Genomic DNA, 17,157 nt, shown 5'->3' on the forward strand with positions numbered 1-17,157 from the left:
CCTCATTCGAAGCCGATGCGCCTCAGCATGTACGCGAGCCGACGTCGGTCGGCGCCCCCGTGGTCGGCCGGCACGAAGGAGCGGTCGGCGCGCAGTTCGAGGTCGAGCATGCCGTCGGCGTCGAACAGCGGCGCCAGTTCACTCGGCGGGATGGCCCAGTCGAACGGCGTGTCGGTGTCGAAGCTGCCGCCGCGCAGCAGCCGCCCGTTCGCGCGCAGTTCAAGCCACGTCGCGCCGGGCCGACCGAGCTGGCGCGACGCCATGGCGGCCGGCATCCAGCCATGCACATGCAGGGCTTGGTCGCGCTGCCACGGGCTGGTCACCAGCGTGATGCGCGCCCGCGGCCCGACCCACGCCTGCCGCCGGCCCGGCTCGCCCTCGATGTCGTAGGAGCCGACCAGCACATCGCGCGACCGCGCCCGCGACGCGCTCCAGTCGGCCTCGACATCGAAGCCCGAGGGATCGGGACGGAATGCCAGATCGACCTCGGCCAGCCCGATCTGGCCGTCGAGGTTCTCGTCGGGCGAGCGACGCCGGCCGCCGCCGAACCACAGCCGCCAGCGTCCGCCGGTGCCGGGCAGAAGGGTCGGATCGCAGATCACCTCCGCCATCCAGTCCGGCCGGTCGGCCCCGGCCAGCAGGCCGCTGCTCGACATCTTTTTCCAGTGGACGCCGTCGGTGGACAGCGCATAGCCGAGATCGCGCCGCTCGAGCGCATCGCGGCCGGTATAGAACATCACGAAGTACGGCGGCGAATGCACGACCGCCGGCTCGCCCAGCCCGCTCTCGTCGAAGCTGCCGTGCGCACCGACATCGAGCACCGGATTGGCCGCCGAGCGCTGCCACGCCACCCCGTCGCGCGAGCGCGCCACGCCCAGCCGCTGAACGCCGAGCGCGTCCTCGCCCAGGTAGTAGAGATGGAGCCAGTCGCCCCGCGCGATCACGTAGGGATCGGCGACGGCGACGGCATCCCAGCCGCCGGCCGGGCCGGCCGCCAGCACCGGCCGCGGCCGGCGCCGGAAGCGCTCGCCGTCGTCGGAGGTCGCCAGCCCGATCGCGGTGCGGCCTTGCGCGTCGCGCCCCTGGTAGAAGTAGAGCAGCCGGCCCTGCCAGACGATGGCGGCGCCATTCGCGGCGATGTAGTCGGTGGCCCAGTCGGGCGCGCCCGGCGACAGCAGCGGATTGCCCGGATGCCTGACCCAGTGCCGGCCATCGATCGACGTGGCAAGGCCCGTGTGCCAGCGCCTGCCGTCGAAGCCTGAATAGAAGTTGTAGAGCTGGTCCCGAAAGCGCAGCACCGAGGGATTGAGCACATCCACCGCGTCCCAGCTGCCGGGCGTGCCGCGCCCGAGCACCGGCTCGCGGTCGACGCCGGCCAGCTCGATCCTCAGCGGCTGGGGCTGGACTGCAGGAGGGCCGTCCGGCGGGTCGGTCCAGCTGCCTGGCGTCTGGCCGCAACCGGCCAGGACCAGACCGCAGAGCAGCGCCCACGCGGCCCTCGCGAGACATGCCCCACCCAATGTCGGGAACGGGCGGGCGACCATCGCGGGGCGGGTCTGGCGTTCAGATCACCGCGTCGAACAGCTCCAGGTTCGGCGGGCCCAGGTAGATGTCGCGCGAGGCGCCGGCGCCCGCATGGGCCTTGCGGAAGGCTTCGGACTTCGTCCAGTCCTCGAAGGCCTGACGCGATTCCCAGACCGAATGCGAGGCAAACAGCGTGAACTCGGGCGTGGTCGCGCCCTGGAGCAGGTGGAACTCCTTGAAGCCCGGAACTTCGTCGAGATAGCTCTCGCGCTTCTTCCAGATGTCGATGAATTCCTGCTCGCGGCCGGGCGCGATGCGGAAGCGGTTCATGGCGAGGAACATGGCTGGTCCTGTGCGTGGAGGAGCCGCGCGCGGGCGGCGGAGCGCCAAGTATCGGCCAGCGCCGCGCCCGTCGTCGGCCGGTGCGCGCTGGCACCGAAGGGCACGCGGCTTGCGTGGCAGGCTGACCGGCCGTGTCACCGCCGGCTGACGCGACATCGCGTCCGCGCCATCGGGCGATGCGCGCTTCGCTCGCCATTGCCGGCTCGTCCTTTTCCCGTTGCCCCGCATGCTCCCGCCGCCCTCCACCGCCCCCGGCCAGTACCTGAGCGTCGAAACTTCCGACGCCCAGCTCCAGGCCGCCTGCCTGCCCGGCTGGACCCAGGACTACATGCAGCTGTCCTGCGGCCAGTTCGTCGGCCGGCTGATCGAGGTGAAGCTCGGGCCGGTGCAGGTGTACCGCGAGACGCTCAACCAGGCCACCGACGAGCGCTGCCAGGGCCCGGACGGCCGCTGCACCGTCGGCATGACGCTGTCCGGCCCCGGCGGCTTCCTGCAAGGCCGGCCGATGGGGGAGCACAGCCTGTGGGTGCTGCCGGCCAACGAATTCATCCGCTACCGCGCGCCGCAGGACTCCGACATCGTCGTCGCCAGCCTCGACACCGAGGTGCTGCTGCGCCACGCCCGCATCGTGCTCGACCGCGACATCACGCCGCTGCTCGACGACGCGCCGCTGCGCGGCCTCACAAGCCTGACCGGCACGCGCTTTCGCCGCATGCTCGGCAACGCGATCCGCGCCAGCGCCACCTCGCCCGAACTGCTGCGCCATGACGCCTCGCTGCGCCAGCTCGCCAGCGACGTGCTCGATGCCTGCGTGCTGGCGCTCGGCGAAAGCCAGCTCGACACCCGCCTGCTGCGCGACCAGCAGCATGTGCACCGCGCCATCGTCGATCGGGCGCGCGAATTCATCCTCGACCGGCGCGGCGCCGCGCCCACCGTCACCGACCTGTGCGAGCAGCTGCGCATGAGCCGGCGCGGCCTGCATCACGCCTTCGTGCATGTGCTCGACATCAGCCCGGTCGCCTTCATCCGCCAAGTACGGCTGCACGAGGTGCGCCGCATGCTCGTGGAAGACGGCGTGCCGGCATCGACGGCGGCGCACGCTTGGGGCTTCTGGCACCTCGGCATCTTTTCGCAGTACTACAAGGCGCTGTTCGGCGAGCTGCCGTCGGTGACGGCGCGCACGCCCGGCCATGCCCGGCTGCGACCGCTCGATGCGCGCATGGCGGGGGCACTGGCCGACGAGCTGGTGCTGGGCTGACAGGCTGCCCGCCCCGGCGCTCCATGGCCGGCCAGTGGCGCCGATGCGGGCCACCCGGTGCGCTCGCCCTGCCCGCCCCAGCCCTGATTGGATCTGCACACCCGCACGATTCGCCCAACCGGAAGAGCCACTTTGCACCGCCCGCATCGGGCCACCGCGAACCGCGCCAGCCACTATCAAGATTCGGCCAGACATCACCCGAAAGCCCGAGCCGATTTGCACCACGGCGGGGAAGACATTTCGGCCTCACCACGGGTCCAGGCCCCCGCGCGGTGCGCACCGACAATCGGCCATCAGGAATCGGCCATGCGGCTGAATGAATGTCGGTTTTCCGCACCAATCGCGTGCAGATTGATCTCGGGCGGATTTCTTTACTGCGCCTGCCGGCACCGGCAGCATTTCCAGCGCGAAAGATTCGCCAATCCGCCCGGCCCCGCGCCGGGCCTGCATCGACGCCTGGAGATTCCCAATGAAAACCGTCCTGACCGCCATTGCGGCGGCCATCGGCATCATGACCGCGAATGCCGCATTCGCGGCCGATGAATTCGTGCCCGAAACACTTTCCGTCGAGAAGGAAATCAAGCCCGGCCCCAATGCATTCATCCTCGACCAGAACTGGCGCGGCGCCAGCCGGGTGAATGTGTTTTCGACCGACGACCTCACCAACAAGGGCCTGATGAGCCTCGGCCTGACCGGCAATTTCCTCGTCTCGAAGGACGCGAAGACGGCCTGGACAATCTCGGTATTTCCGAAGCGCATCGTCCACGGCCCGCTCGAAGCCGTATTGCAGGAACACGATGTCAAGACGCTGACGATTCGCCGCGAAATCGCGATTTCGGAAAAGATGGCGCAAAGCCTGGCCTACAGCTCGCTGCTCAAGCTTTCCGCCGACGAGAAATACGCGCTGGTCCAGAACGCGACGCCGGCCAGCTCGGTGAGCGTGGTCGATCTCGCCGCCGGCAAGGAAATCGGCGAGGTGCCGACGCCCGGCTGCTGGGGCGTGTACGCCCTGCCCGAGGGCCTCGGCTTTTCGACCCTGTGCGGCGACGGCACGCTGGCCACCTTCCGCGTCAACGCCAACGGCAGCTACGCGGCGCCGGTCAAGAGCGAGAAGTTTTTCGATGCCGACACCGATGCCGTGTTCATGCATGCCGAGCGCGCCGGCAAGGAGCTGCTGTTCATCTCCTTCACCGGCAACCTGTTCCGCATCGACAACTCCGGCGCCCAGCCAAAGGTGAAGGAGAAATACAACTTTGCCGCCGCCATCCCCGGCGGCTGGCGCCCGGGCGGCTACCAGATCAGCGCGTACAACGCGGCCAACAACGTGCTGTTCGTCGGCATGCATCCCGAGGGCCACGAGGGTTCGCACAAGGAACCCGCGAGCGAGGTCTGGGCGCTCGACCTCAAGACGAAGACGGTGCAGTACCGCTCGGCGGTCGAGAAGCTGTCGTCGATCTTCGTCAGCGCCGACAAGGCGCCGGTGCTCATCGGCCTGAGCGAGACCGCCGACGTGACGCGCTACGAGATCGACCCGACCGCGCGCTACGCCGCCAAGCCCACGCACAAGCTGGAGAAGATCGGCGAGTACACCCAGCTCGGCTACGCAACCGGCGAGGCCAAGTGAACGCGGCCTTCACCGACCTCGCGGCGCTGGCCGGCACGGTCTTCCTGATCCTGCTGTTCACGCGCGCCGCCTGGCACAAGACGGTGGAGTTCGACCGCTTCACCGGCTACGTGGCCGATTACCGCGTGCTGCCGGCGGTGCTGGCGCGGCCGGCGGCGGCGGCCGCGACGGGCGCCGAGGCGCTGACGGTGGGCGCGCTGGTCGTGCCGGGCACGTCGGCCGCTGGCGCCACCGGCGCGGCGGCGCTGCTGCTGCTGTACGGCGCGGCGATGGCCGTGAACCTGAAGCGCGGCCGCCGCCACATCAACTGCGGTTGCGGCGGCGCGCGGCTGCCGGTGTCGCGCGGGCTGGTCGCCCGCAACGCGGCGCTGGCCGGCCTCGCGCTGCTGCTCGCGCGCGCCACGCCCGGCGCCTTCTCGACGACCGAAGCCGCGCTGGCGATTGCCGGCGGTCTCCTGTGCTGGCTGGTTTACGAACTGGCCGCCTATTCCCTCGCCAATTGGCAGAAGCTCGCGCCGCCCGATGGCGCGGCCGATTTCCCGCATTGAAAGGGGCACACCCATGACTCTTCTCTATTTCATCGTGGCCGTATTGGCGCTGGCGGTGATCGTGATGATGTTCATCATCTTCGCGCTCGCCCGGCAGATCGGCATTCTTTTCGAGCGCATTTCGCCGGTGGGCGCAATGGTGAATGACAGCGGCCCGAAGATCGGCGAATTGGCGCCGGTCTTCAATCTGCCCAGCCTCACGGGCGGGCAGGTGCAGATCGGCTCGGCGGCGGCGAGAAGCAAACTCGTGTTCTTTCTTTCGCCGAGCTGCCCGGTCTGCAAGAAGCTGATTCCGGCCATCAAGGCGATCCAGCAGGACGAGCGCCAATGGCTCGACATCACGCTGGCCAGCGACGGCGATGAATCGCGGCATCGCCAATTCATCACCGATGCGCAATTGACCGGCCTGTCCTATGTGCTGTCGGAGCAATTGGGCGTGACCTACAAGGTGGCCCGCCTGCCCTTCGCCGTGCTGATCGACAGCGCGGGCGTCGTGCGCGCCAAGGGCCTCGTCAATACCCGCGAACAGCTCGAAAGCCTGTTCAACGCCGTCGAAACCGGATTCGCCTCGGTCCAGGACTTCAACGGTCGCCAACTCGCCCATTCCCAATCGTTGTGAGCCGCTTCATGAACAAGCTGATCGATTCCCTGCTTTCCGTCATCGACCGCGCGACCGAGAAGCGGGCCCGCAAGGCCGCCACCAGCGTCGGCCGCCGCAGCCTGCTGTCGCGCACCGGCCTCGCGCTCGCGGGCACGGCGCTCGTGCCCGTCCTGCCCTTCGACCGCTCGCCCGGCAACGCCTGGGCGGCGACCGGCGGCGACAAGAACGACCAGTACGCCTGCTCGTACTGGCGCTACTGCGCGCTCGACGGCGTGCTGTGCAACACCGCCGGCGGCAGCCTCACCAGTTGCCCGCCCGGCAGCGAGGCGTCGAAGGTGTCCTGGGTCGGCACCTGCCGCAATCCCAACGACGGCAAGGACTACCTCGTCTCGTACAACGACTGCTGCGGCAAGCCGATGGCCAACAGCACCGCCTGCCTCACGTCCGAGCGCGAGCGTCCGGGCTATCGCATGGGCCTGCACAACGACATCAACTGGTGCATGGCCAACGCGAACAAGGGCTATCACTGCACGGTCGCCGTGCTCGTGGGGATGGCGGAATGAGGCGGGACGGGGTGGCGGGCCCTCGGGCCGGCTTCGGTGACGCACCGGCCGTCGCCGCGCGGCCGGCGGCGCGAATCGGCATTGCCGGGCGCGGGCTCATGGCCTTGAGCGAAGGCCGCCGCGCCTTGCTGGTGCTTGGCGCCGGCATCGCCCTGCTGGCCGGCGCGCCGGCCGCGTTGGCCGGTGGCGCGGAGTCCTTTGCCAACATCTGCGCCGCCTGCCATGGCGCGGGCGGCGCCGGCATCGACGGCCTCGCGCCGCCGCTGCGCAATCCGGCGCACTGGCAGGCGCTCGGCGAGCGCGCGCCGGACTACATCGCCAACGTGCTGGCGGCCGGCCTGAGCGGGACAATCGAGGCGAACGGGCAGGTCTATCGCGGGCTGGTGATGCCGGCGCAGACGCAGCTGCCCGCCGCCGAGGCGGCCGAGATCGCGAGCTGGGTGCTCGGCACGCTCAACGGCCTGCCGCAGACGGTGACGGCCGACGCGGTCGAGGCCGCGCGCAAGAGTCCGCTCACGCACGCGAAGCTGCGCGCCCTGCGCAAGGGGGAGTGATGGGCTGGTCGTCGCTTCGCGTGGCGACGGCGCTGCTGGCGGGCCTCGCGGCCCCGGCGGTGGCGCCGTCGGCCGCGCTCGCGGGCGAGCTGTCGCCCGCCGCCAACTACCTGCTGCGCTGCGCCGGCTGTCACGGCGTCGAAGGCCGCGGCGCGACGGAGAGCGGCATCCCGCCCTTCCCCGGCCTGGTCGATCCGTTCTACCGCGACGAGCAGGGGCGGACCTATCTGCTGCATGTGCCGGGCGTGGTGTCGTCGAGCCTGTCGGCGAAGGAGATTGCCGACGTGCTCAACTACATCGCGGCACGCTGGGCGAAGGCGCCGGCGGGCATCGCGCGCTTTGACGCGACCGAGGTGGAGCGGCGCATGGCCGAGCCGGTGGCGGACGTGGTGACCTTCCGGCGCGGGCTGGTCGAGAAGTACCGGGCGGCGGGTGTGGACGTGGCGCCCTATCCCTGGCCCTGATCGGCAGGGACGATGGCGCGCACCAAGCGGCGGCCCCCGGCGAGTGGCGCTGGCATGCGACGCAAGTCTGCTTGCGGCGACTGACTGCACCACCATGCCTGCACCAGCGCATCGAACGCACAAAAGCAAAAGGCCCCGTCTTGTGAACGGGGCCTTTTGCTTTGAATCCAGTGGTGCCGGTGACCGGAATCGAACTGGTGACCTTCGCATTACGAATGCGCTGCTCTACCGACTGAGCTACACCGGCATCAGTGAGCCAGCGAGTATAGCAGCGCTTTCCTAAATTGCGAGTGCTCAGGCGTCCAGCAGTTCGGTCGGCAACCGGAAGGTGACGTTTTCCTGCACGCCGTCCAGCTCGCGGATCTTCGCGGCGCCGAGTTCGCGTAGCCGGTCGACGATCTGCCTGACAAGCACTTCCGGCGCCGACGCGCCCGCCGTCAGCCCGACGCGGCGCCTGCCCTCGACCCAGACAGGATCAATGTCGGCCGGGTTGTCCACCATGTAGGCCGGCAGGCCGCGCTTCTCGGCCAGTTCGCGCAGGCGGTTGGAATTGGAGCTGGTGCGACTGCCGACCACGATCACCACATCCACCAATGGCGCCATGATCTTCACTGCGTCCTGACGGTTCTGCGTCGCGTAGCAGATGTCGGCCTTGCGCGGCGTGACGATGGCCGGGAAGCGTTCGCGCAGCGCGGTCATCACATGCGCGGTGTCGTCCACCGACAGCGTCGTCTGCGTGACGCAGGCGAGCAGCGCCGGGTCACGAACCTGAAGCGACTGCACATCCTCGACCGACTCGACGAGGTACATGCCGCCGTCCACCTGCCCCATCGTGCCTTCGACTTCGGGGTGGCCCGCGTGGCCGATCATGATGATCTCGCGGCCTTCCTCGCGCAGGCGGGCGACCTCGTAATGCACCTTGGTCACGAGCGGACAGGTCGCGTCGAAGATGCGCAGCCCGAGCCGGTCGGCCTCGTCGCGCACCGCCTTCGACACGCCATGCGCCGAGAACACGACCGTCGCGCCGCTCGGCGCCTCGGTCAGCTCGTCGATGAACACCGCGCCGCGCGCGCGCAGGTCTTCGACCACATAGCGGTTGTGCACGATCTCGTGACGCACGTAGATGGGCGCGCCAAAGCGCTCGATCGCCCGCTCGACGATCTCGATCGCGCGATCCACGCCGGCGCAGAAGCCGCGCGGCTGGGCCAGGACGAGTTCCTCGACGTTCGCCATCTCACATCACCCCGATGAGCTTGACCTCGAAGGCCAGCGCACGGCCCGCGAGCGGATGGTTGAAGTCGATCGTCGCCGATTCGTCGTTGAGCGCGACCAGCAGACCCTGCACGCGCGCGCCGTTCGGGCCGGGTACCGGAACCATGTCACCGATCGCGAGCGTGCCGGCAGGGTCGATCTTGTCCCGGTAAGTCGCAAGCGAAATCGGCATGACAAGCTCGACGTTCCGGGGGCCGAAGGCCTCGTCGGGGCCGAGTTCGATGCGCGTCTGCGTGCCTTCCTCAAGCCCGATCAGCCGCGCTTCGAGGCCCGGCGAAAGCTGGCCGCTGCCAAGTTGCAGCGTGGCGGGCGACTGCTCGAAGGTGCTCACGATCGACTCGCCGGCATGCTCGCCGTCGAGCCACGACAGGCGGTAATGCAGCGTGAGATAGGCCCCTTCCGAGACGACATTGTTCATAAGAAATCCTGAAGGCTGAGTCGGCGGATTCTACCCATCGCCCCTGCTAGGCCTGCCTCATCACCCGATCCCAGAATGGCAATCACTGACTGGCCCGAAGCCGAGCGTCCCCGTGAACGACTGCTTGCCCAGGGCGCCCGCGCGCTTTCCGACGCCGAGTTGCTGGCCGTGTTCCTGCGCGTCGGCATCAAGGGCAAGAGCGCGGTCGATCTCGCGCGCGACTGCATCCAGCGCTTCGGCTCGCTGGGCCGGCTGTTCAACGCGGCGCGCGCCGATTTTTCGGCGATCCCGGGCATGGGCGACGCCAAGTACGCCCAGCTCCAGGCCGTGCTCGAAATGGCCCGGCGCACGATCGAATCCGAACTGCGCCAGGACACGGCCGGGCTCACGTCGCCCCAGGCCGTGCGCGATCTGTTGCGGCTGAAGCTCGCGGCGCTCGAATACGAAGTGTTCATGGTGCTGTTCCTCGACACCCAGAACCGTCTGCTCGCAACCGAGGAGCTGTTTCGCGGGACGATCGCACAGACTGCCGTCTATCCGCGCGAGGTCGTGAAGCGAGCGCTGGCGTGGAATGCGTCGGCGGTGGTGCTGGCGCACAACCATCCGTCCGGGCTGGCCGAACCGAGCGGCGCGGATCACTCGATCACGCGCACCCTGCGCGACGCGCTCGCGCTGGTAGATGTGCGCACGCTCGACCACTTCATCGTCGCGGGGCATCAGGCCATCTCGTTCGCCGAGCGCGGCTGGCTGTGAAGACGGTGCACGCACCGGAGCAAAGACTTTCCGATGTCTCACGCCCGCCCGGGTGTTGGCATGCTTGTTGACATCGCCCGGCCCGGCTTATAATCGCGGGCTTTTCCGATTCACCAATGTTAGGTGGGTTATCTGCGCCGGATTCAGCGACATCCTGTCGAGCCCGAGCCGCAGACGGTCCGGAGCCTCCAGGCATGTGGGGGTTGCGGGTGCGAATCCCTCCAGGAGTTCTGACATGGCCCGCGTTTGCCAAGTAACCGGCAAGAAGCCGATGGTGGGAAACAATGTTTCCCACGCCAACAACAAGACGAAGCGCCGCTTCCTGCCGAACCTGCAATACCGCCGGTTCTGGGTCGAGAGCGAGAACCGCTGGGTTCGCCTGCGCCTGACCACCAAGGCTCTGCGCACCATCGACAAGAACGGTATCGATTCCGTCCTCGCCGACCTGCGCGCCAAGGGCGAAATCTGAGCCTCGTCGCTCACTGAAAGGAAGCCATCATGCGCGACAAGATCAAGCTCGAATCGACCGCCGGTACCGGTCACTTCTACACGACCACCAAGAACAAGAAGACGATGCCCAACAAGATGGAGATCAAGAAGTTCGATCCCGTCGCCCGCAAGCACGTCGCGTACAAGGAAACCAAGATCAAGTGATCTTCGGTTGCCGATGACGAAGAAGCCCGCCAAGTGCGGGCTTTTTTGTTGCCTGCGATTTTCGTGAGCGGGATGCGATCCCGTCGCACACCGCCGTCGACGACGGCGGCCACACCGGGAAAGCGCAGGTCCGCAGCGCCTGCCGATGCCAGCGTCGGCAACAAAAAGCCCGCACTCGGCGGGCTTTTCGTGACGCCAGCCAGTCAGCCGGCGCAGGTCTGAACGATCAGGCGTAGCTGCGCAGCTTGACCGAGAACTCTTCCAGCGCCTTGACGCCCGAGGCCTCGGCCTTGGCGCACCAGGCTTGCAGGTCGGCGACGAGCTGCTCGGTCGTGCGATTGGAGCGCTCCCAGAGCTTGGCCAGTTCAAGGCGCATCTCGTAGAGCTTGGCGAGCGACTGGCTGTGCGCGAGCGCCTCGCCGAGCTTGGCGCGTTCACTGTCGTCGAGCTTGGCGGCGTCCATCTGCATCCAGCGCTTCACCTTGGCGAGATTGACCGACTGCACGCCAGCGAGCCGGTCCTTTTCCTGGGCGAACGCGGCACCGAGCGACTTGGCGTACTTGGCCAGCACGTCGTAGCGGTTGTTGACCACCGCATTGAGCGACTCGAGGTCGATGTGCGCCTTGGGCGCGACGAACTTCGGCTTGGGCGCGACGCGACGGATCTTGGCGAGTCCGACATAGCTCATGAGCTTGATGTACAGCCAGCCGATGTCGAACTCGTACCACTTGTTCGACAGGCGCGCGCTCGACGCATAGGTATGGTGGTTGTTATGCAGTTCCTCGCCGCCGATGATGATTCCGATCGGGAAGATGTTGGTGGACGCGTCGGGCGCCGAGAAATTGCGATAGCCCCAGTAGTGGCCGATGCCGTTGATGATCCCGGCCGCGGTGATCGGAATCCACAGCATCTGCACCGCCCAGACCGTCAGGCCGATGCCGCCGAACATGAGCACGTCGAGAATGAGCATGATCGACACGCCGCCAGCGCTCCAACGGCTGTACAGGTTGTGCTCGATCCAGTCATCGGGCGTGCCAAGGCTGAATTTCTTGATGGTTTCCTGGTTCTTCGCCTCGGCGCGGTAAAGCTCGGCGCCCGTCAGCAGCACGGTGTCGATGCCGCGTGTCTGGGGCGAATGGGGATCGTCAGGCGTCTCGCAGCGCGCGTGGTGCTTGCGGTGGATCGCGACCCATTCGCGCGTGACCATGCCGGTGGTCATCCAGAGCCAGAAGCGGAAGAAGTGGCTGACGATGGGATGCAGATCGAGGGCGCGGTGCGCCTGACTGCGGTGCAGATAGATGGTGACGCCCGCGATCGTGATGTGCGTGGCAATCAGCGTGAAGGCGAGAACCTGCCAGCCGGACCAGTCGAGCAGGCCGTTGGACAGGAAGGCGATAACGGAATCGAACAAGATCGATTTCCTCCAGGGTAAGGAACGAAGCCCGCGGATCAACGCGGATCGAGCATTTTAGTCGGGCAGACGCCGGACTGCTTCCATCGAAATCAACAATCGAAAGCAGACAGTCAGGCGCCCGGGTGCGCCGCGGGGGTTGTCATCCCGCCGCCGGCAGGGCCGGCAACGCCGGTGGATTGCACCTGACGGACGGCGCTCCCGCCGAGCAGCCTGACTTCGCGCTGCGGGAACGGAATCTCGATGCCTTCGCGGCGGAAGGCGCCGAGGACGGCGCGGTTGACGTCCGAAACAACGCCCATGCGGCCCTTGTCGGGATCGCCGATCCAGAAGCCGAGTTCCAGCGTCATGCCATCGGCATCGAAGGACACAAGCAGCGCCGACGGTGCCGGATCGGTTGCGATGCGCTCGTGAACGGCGCAACTGGCCAGCACCTTGAGCGCATGCTCCACGTCGGTGCCGTAGGCCACCTGCACCCGCGTGGAGAGCCTCACTTTCGGATCGGTGTAGGTCTGGTTGACGACCGCGTTCGCCACCAGCATCTCGTTGGGCAGGATGGACTCGGTTCCGTCGAGCGCGCGGATGACCGTGTAACGGGTCCGTATGTGGCTCACGACGCCCGAGTAGGTGCCGACCGTGACCAGATCGCCGAGACGCAGGCTGCGCTCGAACAGCACGACGAAGCCCGACACGTAATTGCTTGCGATCTTCTGCAGGCCCAGGCCCAGGCCCACGCCGAGCGCGCCGCCGAACACCGACAGCGCGGTCAGATCGATGCCGACCGCCGACGAACCGATGAGCACCGCCGCGAGCACCAGCAGCGCCTTGATCAGCCGGACGAACACCACGCGCAGCGAGCTGTCGATACCCTCGGCCAGCATGAGCCGTGTCTCGATCATCGAGCCAGCCCACAGCGCCACCACCAGCGTGACGATGATGGTCGCGATGCCGCGCATCAGGTCGAGCAGCGACAGGCTGTGCTTGCCGAGCGGCAGCACGACCGAGTCCAGTTCCTCGGTCACGAAAGGCAGCAGCCCGAGGATGTCGAGCGCGAAGCCGCCCCAGACGATGACCGCGATCCAGCGCTCGAACATCACGAGCGCCGTCGTCACCCGAAAGGCCTTGCGCAACAGATAGACCGCCAGCCGTACCAGCGCGAGCGTCGTCAGCAGCTCGACCGCAAGCCAGAGCAGTCCGGTCGGAAGGTAGCGCGTGATGAGCGCATGCCCGAGGAAGAGCACCGTCAGCGTCGCCAGCGGAAACAGCACGCGCGAGAACGCCGCCGCACCGATCGCGATGGCACCGGGCCGCCCGGCGGCGCGCAATTCGTCGGCACGGGCGCGCACGCGGCGCTCCAGCACCGTCGATGCCCACCAGCCCGCCGCCAGCGCGACCGCGACGACGACGAGCTGCCACAGGGCGTCAGGGCGGGAGAAGTCGGCGACGAGCTCGGCGAGGCGCCTGTCGAAGGGCGTGGTGGCGGGCATGGGCGGGACGCGGAGGGTCAGTCGGCGGCGGGCGTGTCGTCGGCCGGCGCGGCGGGTGTCGAGGCCGGATCGGCGGCATCGGGCGCGATGGCCGTGTCGTCGACGTCGGCGCGGGCGGCGGGCTTCTTCGGCGCGGCGTCGGCCTTGCGCTCGAAGGCGGCGGCGAAGAAGCCGTCGGTGCCATGCACCTGCGGCAGCAATTGCAGATAGGGCGAGGCGCCGGCCGGCAGCTCGATGCGCTGGGCGCGCAGCAGTTCGTAGGCGTCGAGCCGCTCGAACTCGGGATGCGCGGCGAGGAAGGCATCGGCGATGGCCTCGTTCTCCTCGGTCAGCAGGCTGCACGTCGCGTACACGAGGCGGCCGCCCGGCTTCACCAGCCGCGCCGCCGAGGCGAGGATGCTGCGCTGCTTCTCGTTCATCTCGGCCACCGACTCCGGCGACTGGCGCCACTTGAGGTCGGGATTGCGGCGCAGCGTGCCGAGGCCCGAGCACGGCGCATCGACCAGCACGCGGTCGATCTTGCCGGCCAGCCGCTTGACGCGCAGGTCGTTCTCGTTGGCGAGCGTCACGAGCTGGACGTTCTGGAGCTTGCTCTTGGCGATGCGCTGCTTGGCCTTGGCCAGCCGCTTGTCGCTCACGTCGAAGGCGTAGAGCCGGCCGGTGCCGCGCATCAGCGCGCCGAGCGCGAGCGTCTTGCCGCCGGCGCCGGCGCAGAAGTCCACCACCATCTCGCCACGGCGCGGCGCGAGCAGTTGCGCGAGCAGCTGCGAGCCCTCGTCCTGCACTTCGATCACGCCGTACTCGAACAGCGGCAGCCGCGCGAGATCGGGCTTGCCGGCAAGGCGGATGCCGTCCGGCGCGAACGGCGTGGGCCTGGGCGCGTACTGCGGGCCGGCCTTGGCGAGCTGGGCCATGACCGTGTCGCGGTCGGATTCGAGGCGGTTGACGCGCAGGTCGAGCGGCGCGGCGGTGTCGAGCGCGGCGGCGAGTTCGAGCGCGCCGGCCTCGCCGAAGCGGGCGGCGAGGCGTTCGTAGAGCCAGTCGGGCAGGTTGGCGCGCACCGGCGCGGGCAGCGTGTCGCGCGGGATGGTGGCGAGGTGCTTGAACCAGGCGAGTTCGCCTTCGGTCGCCAGGCCGTCGAGCGAGACGCCGTTCTCGCGCAACGCCAGCAGCAGCAGCCGGCGCTCGAAGCGGCCGACGCCCGAGGCGGCGTAATGCGAGAACTCGGCGCGGCGGCGCAGCGCGGTGTAGATCGCCTCGGCGATCAGGCCGCGCACGCGGTGCCCGTAGGCCGGCCGGTCGCGGAAATGGCGCGACACGGTCACGTCGGCGGCGCCATCGAAGCGAAGCACTTCTTCCAGCAGGCGCTCGGCGTCGATCGCGAGGCCGGGGCTGAGGAAGGGCGACTTGTCGTCGGGATCGCGTTCGCGCGCCGGGCGGGGGACGTCGTTGCGCTGCTCGGCGCGGCGGTTCTGGCCGGGATTGCGCGAGGGCGCGCCGTCGTGGCGACGGTTGCCGGGCTTGTCGTTCTTGGGGCGCGGCTTTGGCGAGGAAGGACGCAGCGGAGTCGGAGCCATTCGGTAACACCTCGGGCGCGGACGGGCGCGCCGGGAAAGCTTGCTTGGGCGCGCGAGGCGCCGGGTTTGTTCAGTCTGTGAGCTGGCCGTTGCAGTCTGCCGAGCGGCCGTCCGAGTCATCGGGCCGATCGCCTCGGCGGGGCGAGGCCGCTTGCGGCAGGGGTCGGGCGCGAGTCTGCCGCGCGCCGGCCAGCCGCGATGCGTCGATCAGCGCCCGGCGAAATCGCCGAGGAAGACCACCGGCTCGCCGTCGCGCGCGACGACGCGGCCATTTTCCAGCACCACCGCGCCGCTGACGATGCGCCGCACCGCAGCCGGATACATGCGGTGCTCCTGCACCAGCACGCGATCGGCGAGGTCGTCGGGCGTATCGCCGGGCAGCACGGGAATGCCGGCCTGGGCGATGATCGGGCCGTGGTCGAGTTCGGCGGTCACGAAATGCACGGTCGCGCCGTGCAGCTTCACGCCGGCCTCGATCGCACGCTCATGCGTGTGCAGGCCGGTGAAGCTCGGCAGCAGCGACGGATGGATGTTGATCATCCGGCCCTCGTAGCGCGCGACGAATTCCGGCGTGAGCACGCGCATGAATCCTGCAAGCACCACGAGCGCCGGTTCGTGCGCGTCGATCTGCCGGGCCAGTTCGGCATCGAAGGCCGCGCGGTCGGCGAAGGAACGATGGTCGAGCCCGACGGTCGCAATGCCATGCGCGGCGGCGATGCCGAGGCCGGCAGCTTGCGGACGGTTGGACATCACGGCCGCGACGCGGGCACCGAAGCGTCCGGCCCAGTCTTCCGACTCGGCCGCGCGCACGATGGCTTCCATGTTCGAGCCCCGTCCCGAGATGAGGATGACGATGTTCTTCTGGAGCATGAAAGTTCAGCCGGACGGCGGCGCAAAGCCGGCGATTCTACCTGCGCCCATATAATGCGAAGTTTTCTCAATCAGGCTGCGGACCGCGCCCCGCGCGCGCCGACGACAACGAACATGCGAGTCTTCCGCGGGCTGCCGACGCCCGAATCCCGATCGCCCTGCGTGCTGACCATCGGCAACTTCGATGGCGTGCATCGCGGCCACCGGGCGCTGCTCGCGCGGGTTGTCGCGGCGGCGCATGCCAAAGGCCTGCCGGCGGCCGTCATGACCTTCGAGCCGCACCCGCGCGAGTACTTCGCGCAGCTCGCCGGCGACCTGACCCGCGCCCCGGCCCGCATCGCCAACCTGCGCGACAAGCTCGAGGGCCTGCGCCAGTGCGGCGTCGATCGCGTGATCGTCGAGCACTTCGGCAGCCATTTCGCGGCGCTTACCGCCGCCGAGTTCGTCGAGGAAGTGCTGGTCGGCGCCTGCCACGTCAAGCATGTGATCGTCGGCGACGACTTCTGCTACGGCTCGGGCCGCAAGGGCGATTTCAGCACCCTGCTCGCGGCGGGCCAGCGCCACGGCTTCACGGTCGAGAACATGCCGACCGTGGCCGACGCCGAGGGCGGTCGCGTCAGTTCCAGCGCCGTGCGCGCCGCCATCAGCGGCGGCGAGTTCGACCGCTGCACCGACCTGCTCGGCCATCCCTACACCATCAGCGGCAAGGTCATCCACGGCCGCAAGCTCGGTCGCACGATCGGCTTCCCGACGCTCAACGTGCGCATCAGCCATCGCCGGCCGTGCACGACGGGCATCTTCGTGGTGCGCATCCACGGGCTGGAAGCCGGGCCGCTCGAAGGCGTGGCCTCGCTCGGCGTGCGCCCGACGGTGGAAGACAACGGCCGCGTCCTGCTCGAAGCGCATGTGTTCGACTGGAGCGGCGATGCCTACGGCAAGCTCGTCCGCGTCGAATTCCTCAAGAAGCTGCGCGACGAGAAGAAATACGACTCCCTGCCCGCGCTCACCGCCGCGATCGACAACGACGCGCGGCAGGCACGCGAGTTCTTCGCCGCCCGCGCGAAGGCGCCGGCCGTCGCCACCGACAACGGCGGCAGCGGCACCGACAGCAGCATTTGACGCAGCACGCGCCTTTCGCGTGCCCGCGCGCATCCGTCGGATGAAAGTGGCACGCGCCTGACTCGAAGAGCCCGAGGGGGCCGAGGAACGCACGATGGCCGACGCCGACAACAAGCCC

19 protein-coding genes and 1 tRNA gene are annotated in these 17,157 nt (G+C 68.5%); 11 read left to right on the forward strand and 9 right to left on the reverse strand.

The annotated features are described in order from the left end of the window. Positions 1-2 precede the first annotated feature (2 nt). Together H566_RS0102710 and hmuQ are read right to left on the reverse strand one after the other, a co-directional pair. Positions 3-1,544, reverse strand: coding sequence for a glycoside hydrolase family 130 protein (locus tag H566_RS0102710; RefSeq protein ID WP_084544687.1), 1,542 nt, complete (start codon positions 1,542-1,544; stop codon positions 3-5). Positions 1,545-1,563: 19 nt separating this feature from the next. Beyond that, the gene (gene hmuQ / locus H566_RS0102715; RefSeq protein ID WP_028310219.1) at positions 1,564-1,866 is read right to left on the reverse strand and encodes a heme-degrading protein HmuQ; all 303 of its coding nucleotides are present in this window, start codon (positions 1,864-1,866) and stop codon (positions 1,564-1,566) included. A gap of 226 nt (positions 1,867-2,092) precedes the next feature. On the opposite strand from hmuQ, the gene H566_RS22530 reads away from it, so the two are divergent. From H566_RS22530 to H566_RS22545, 7 genes are all read left to right on the forward strand, one after another. After that, complete coding sequence (locus tag H566_RS22530) at positions 2,093-3,124, forward strand: helix-turn-helix domain-containing protein (RefSeq protein ID WP_051377917.1); 1,032 nt, start codon at positions 2,093-2,095, stop codon at positions 3,122-3,124. 469 nt (positions 3,125-3,593) lie between these two features. Then, positions 3,594-4,748, forward strand: a complete 1,155-nt coding sequence (locus H566_RS0102725) for an amine dehydrogenase large subunit (protein WP_034410334.1) — start codon at positions 3,594-3,596, stop codon at positions 4,746-4,748. Beyond that, on the forward strand, positions 4,745-5,296 hold the full coding sequence (locus H566_RS22535) for a MauE/DoxX family redox-associated membrane protein (RefSeq protein ID WP_051377918.1): 552 nt from the start codon (positions 4,745-4,747) through the stop codon (positions 5,294-5,296). The genes H566_RS0102725 and H566_RS22535 overlap by 4 nt, the downstream gene beginning before the upstream one ends. Next, positions 5,271-5,915, forward strand: coding sequence for a methylamine dehydrogenase accessory protein MauD (gene mauD, locus H566_RS0102735; RefSeq protein ID WP_245591273.1), 645 nt, complete (start codon positions 5,271-5,273; stop codon positions 5,913-5,915). The genes H566_RS22535 and mauD overlap by 26 nt, the downstream gene beginning before the upstream one ends. Before the next feature lie 8 nt (positions 5,916-5,923). Beyond that, a complete protein-coding gene (locus H566_RS0102740; RefSeq protein WP_028310222.1) occupies positions 5,924-6,460 on the forward strand; it encodes a methylamine dehydrogenase light chain in 537 nt (178 codons plus the stop codon). Between the two features lie 98 nt (positions 6,461-6,558). Further along, positions 6,559-7,014, forward strand: a complete 456-nt coding sequence (locus H566_RS22540; RefSeq protein ID WP_051377920.1) for a c-type cytochrome — start codon at positions 6,559-6,561, stop codon at positions 7,012-7,014. Then, entirely contained in the window at positions 7,014-7,478 is a 465-nt protein-coding gene (locus tag H566_RS22545; RefSeq protein WP_051377922.1) for a c-type cytochrome, read from the forward strand. The genes H566_RS22540 and H566_RS22545 overlap by 1 nt, the downstream gene beginning before the upstream one ends. A 171-nt stretch (positions 7,479-7,649) precedes the next feature. Here the strand turns inward: H566_RS22545 and H566_RS0102755 are convergent. The 3 genes from H566_RS0102755 to H566_RS0102765 all read right to left on the reverse strand — a co-directional run bounded on the left by H566_RS0102755 (position 7,650) and on the right by H566_RS0102765 (position 9,168). After that, positions 7,650-7,725: transfer RNA gene (locus H566_RS0102755), tRNA-Thr, on the reverse strand. A gap of 47 nt (positions 7,726-7,772) precedes the next feature. Continuing rightward, positions 7,773-8,711 carry a 4-hydroxy-3-methylbut-2-enyl diphosphate reductase gene (ispH, locus tag H566_RS0102760; protein ID WP_028310223.1) on the reverse strand — a complete coding sequence of 313 codons (939 nt, stop codon included), beginning with the start codon at positions 8,709-8,711 and terminating at the stop codon, positions 7,773-7,775. Position 8,712: 1 nt separating this feature from the next. Then, positions 8,713-9,168, reverse strand: a complete 456-nt coding sequence (locus H566_RS0102765) for an FKBP-type peptidyl-prolyl cis-trans isomerase (protein WP_028310224.1) — start codon at positions 9,166-9,168, stop codon at positions 8,713-8,715. Between the two features lie 75 nt (positions 9,169-9,243). Here H566_RS0102765 and radC point away from each other — a divergent pair, with 75 nt between their 5' ends. The 3 genes from radC (at position 9,244) to rpmG (ending at position 10,575) form a co-directional block, all read left to right on the forward strand. Next, the gene (radC, locus tag H566_RS0102770; protein ID WP_028310225.1) at positions 9,244-9,921 is read left to right on the forward strand and encodes a RadC family protein; all 678 of its coding nucleotides are present in this window, start codon (positions 9,244-9,246) and stop codon (positions 9,919-9,921) included. Between the two features lie 235 nt (positions 9,922-10,156). After that, positions 10,157-10,390: a 50S ribosomal protein L28 gene (gene rpmB / locus H566_RS0102775; protein ID WP_028310226.1), complete on the forward strand. Its 234-nt coding sequence runs from the start codon at positions 10,157-10,159 to the stop codon at positions 10,388-10,390. A 29-nt stretch (positions 10,391-10,419) separates the two neighbouring features. Further along, positions 10,420-10,575, forward strand: coding sequence for a 50S ribosomal protein L33 (rpmG, locus tag H566_RS0102780; protein ID WP_028310227.1), 156 nt, complete (start codon positions 10,420-10,422; stop codon positions 10,573-10,575). A gap of 226 nt (positions 10,576-10,801) precedes the next feature. Here rpmG and H566_RS0102785 read toward each other — a convergent pair whose 3' ends face one another. The 4 genes from H566_RS0102785 to purN all read right to left on the reverse strand — a co-directional run bounded on the left by H566_RS0102785 (position 10,802) and on the right by purN (position 15,920). Beyond that, positions 10,802-11,986, reverse strand: coding sequence for a DesA family fatty acid desaturase (locus tag H566_RS0102785; RefSeq protein ID WP_028310228.1), 1,185 nt, complete (start codon positions 11,984-11,986; stop codon positions 10,802-10,804). A 113-nt stretch (positions 11,987-12,099) separates the two neighbouring features. Beyond that, entirely contained in the window at positions 12,100-13,473 is a 1,374-nt protein-coding gene (locus H566_RS22550; protein WP_051377924.1) for a mechanosensitive ion channel family protein, read from the reverse strand. Between the two features lie 17 nt (positions 13,474-13,490). Further along, positions 13,491-15,050 (reverse strand): RsmB/NOP family class I SAM-dependent RNA methyltransferase, encoded by a 1,560-nt coding sequence (locus H566_RS22555; protein WP_084544689.1) that lies wholly within the window; start codon positions 15,048-15,050, stop codon positions 13,491-13,493. 207 nt (positions 15,051-15,257) lie between these two features. After that, positions 15,258-15,920, reverse strand: a complete 663-nt coding sequence (gene purN, locus H566_RS0102800) for a phosphoribosylglycinamide formyltransferase (RefSeq protein WP_028310229.1) — start codon at positions 15,918-15,920, stop codon at positions 15,258-15,260. A 114-nt stretch (positions 15,921-16,034) separates the two neighbouring features. Here purN and H566_RS0102805 point away from each other — a divergent pair, with 114 nt between their 5' ends. Next, on the forward strand, positions 16,035-17,039 hold the full coding sequence (locus H566_RS0102805; RefSeq protein WP_028310230.1) for a bifunctional riboflavin kinase/FAD synthetase: 1,005 nt from the start codon (positions 16,035-16,037) through the stop codon (positions 17,037-17,039). The last annotated feature ends 118 nt before the right edge of the window (positions 17,040-17,157 follow it).

The sequence above is a fragment of the Derxia gummosa DSM 723 genome, assembly GCF_000482785.1.
GTDB lineage: Bacteria > Pseudomonadota > Gammaproteobacteria > Burkholderiales > Burkholderiaceae_E > Derxia > Derxia gummosa.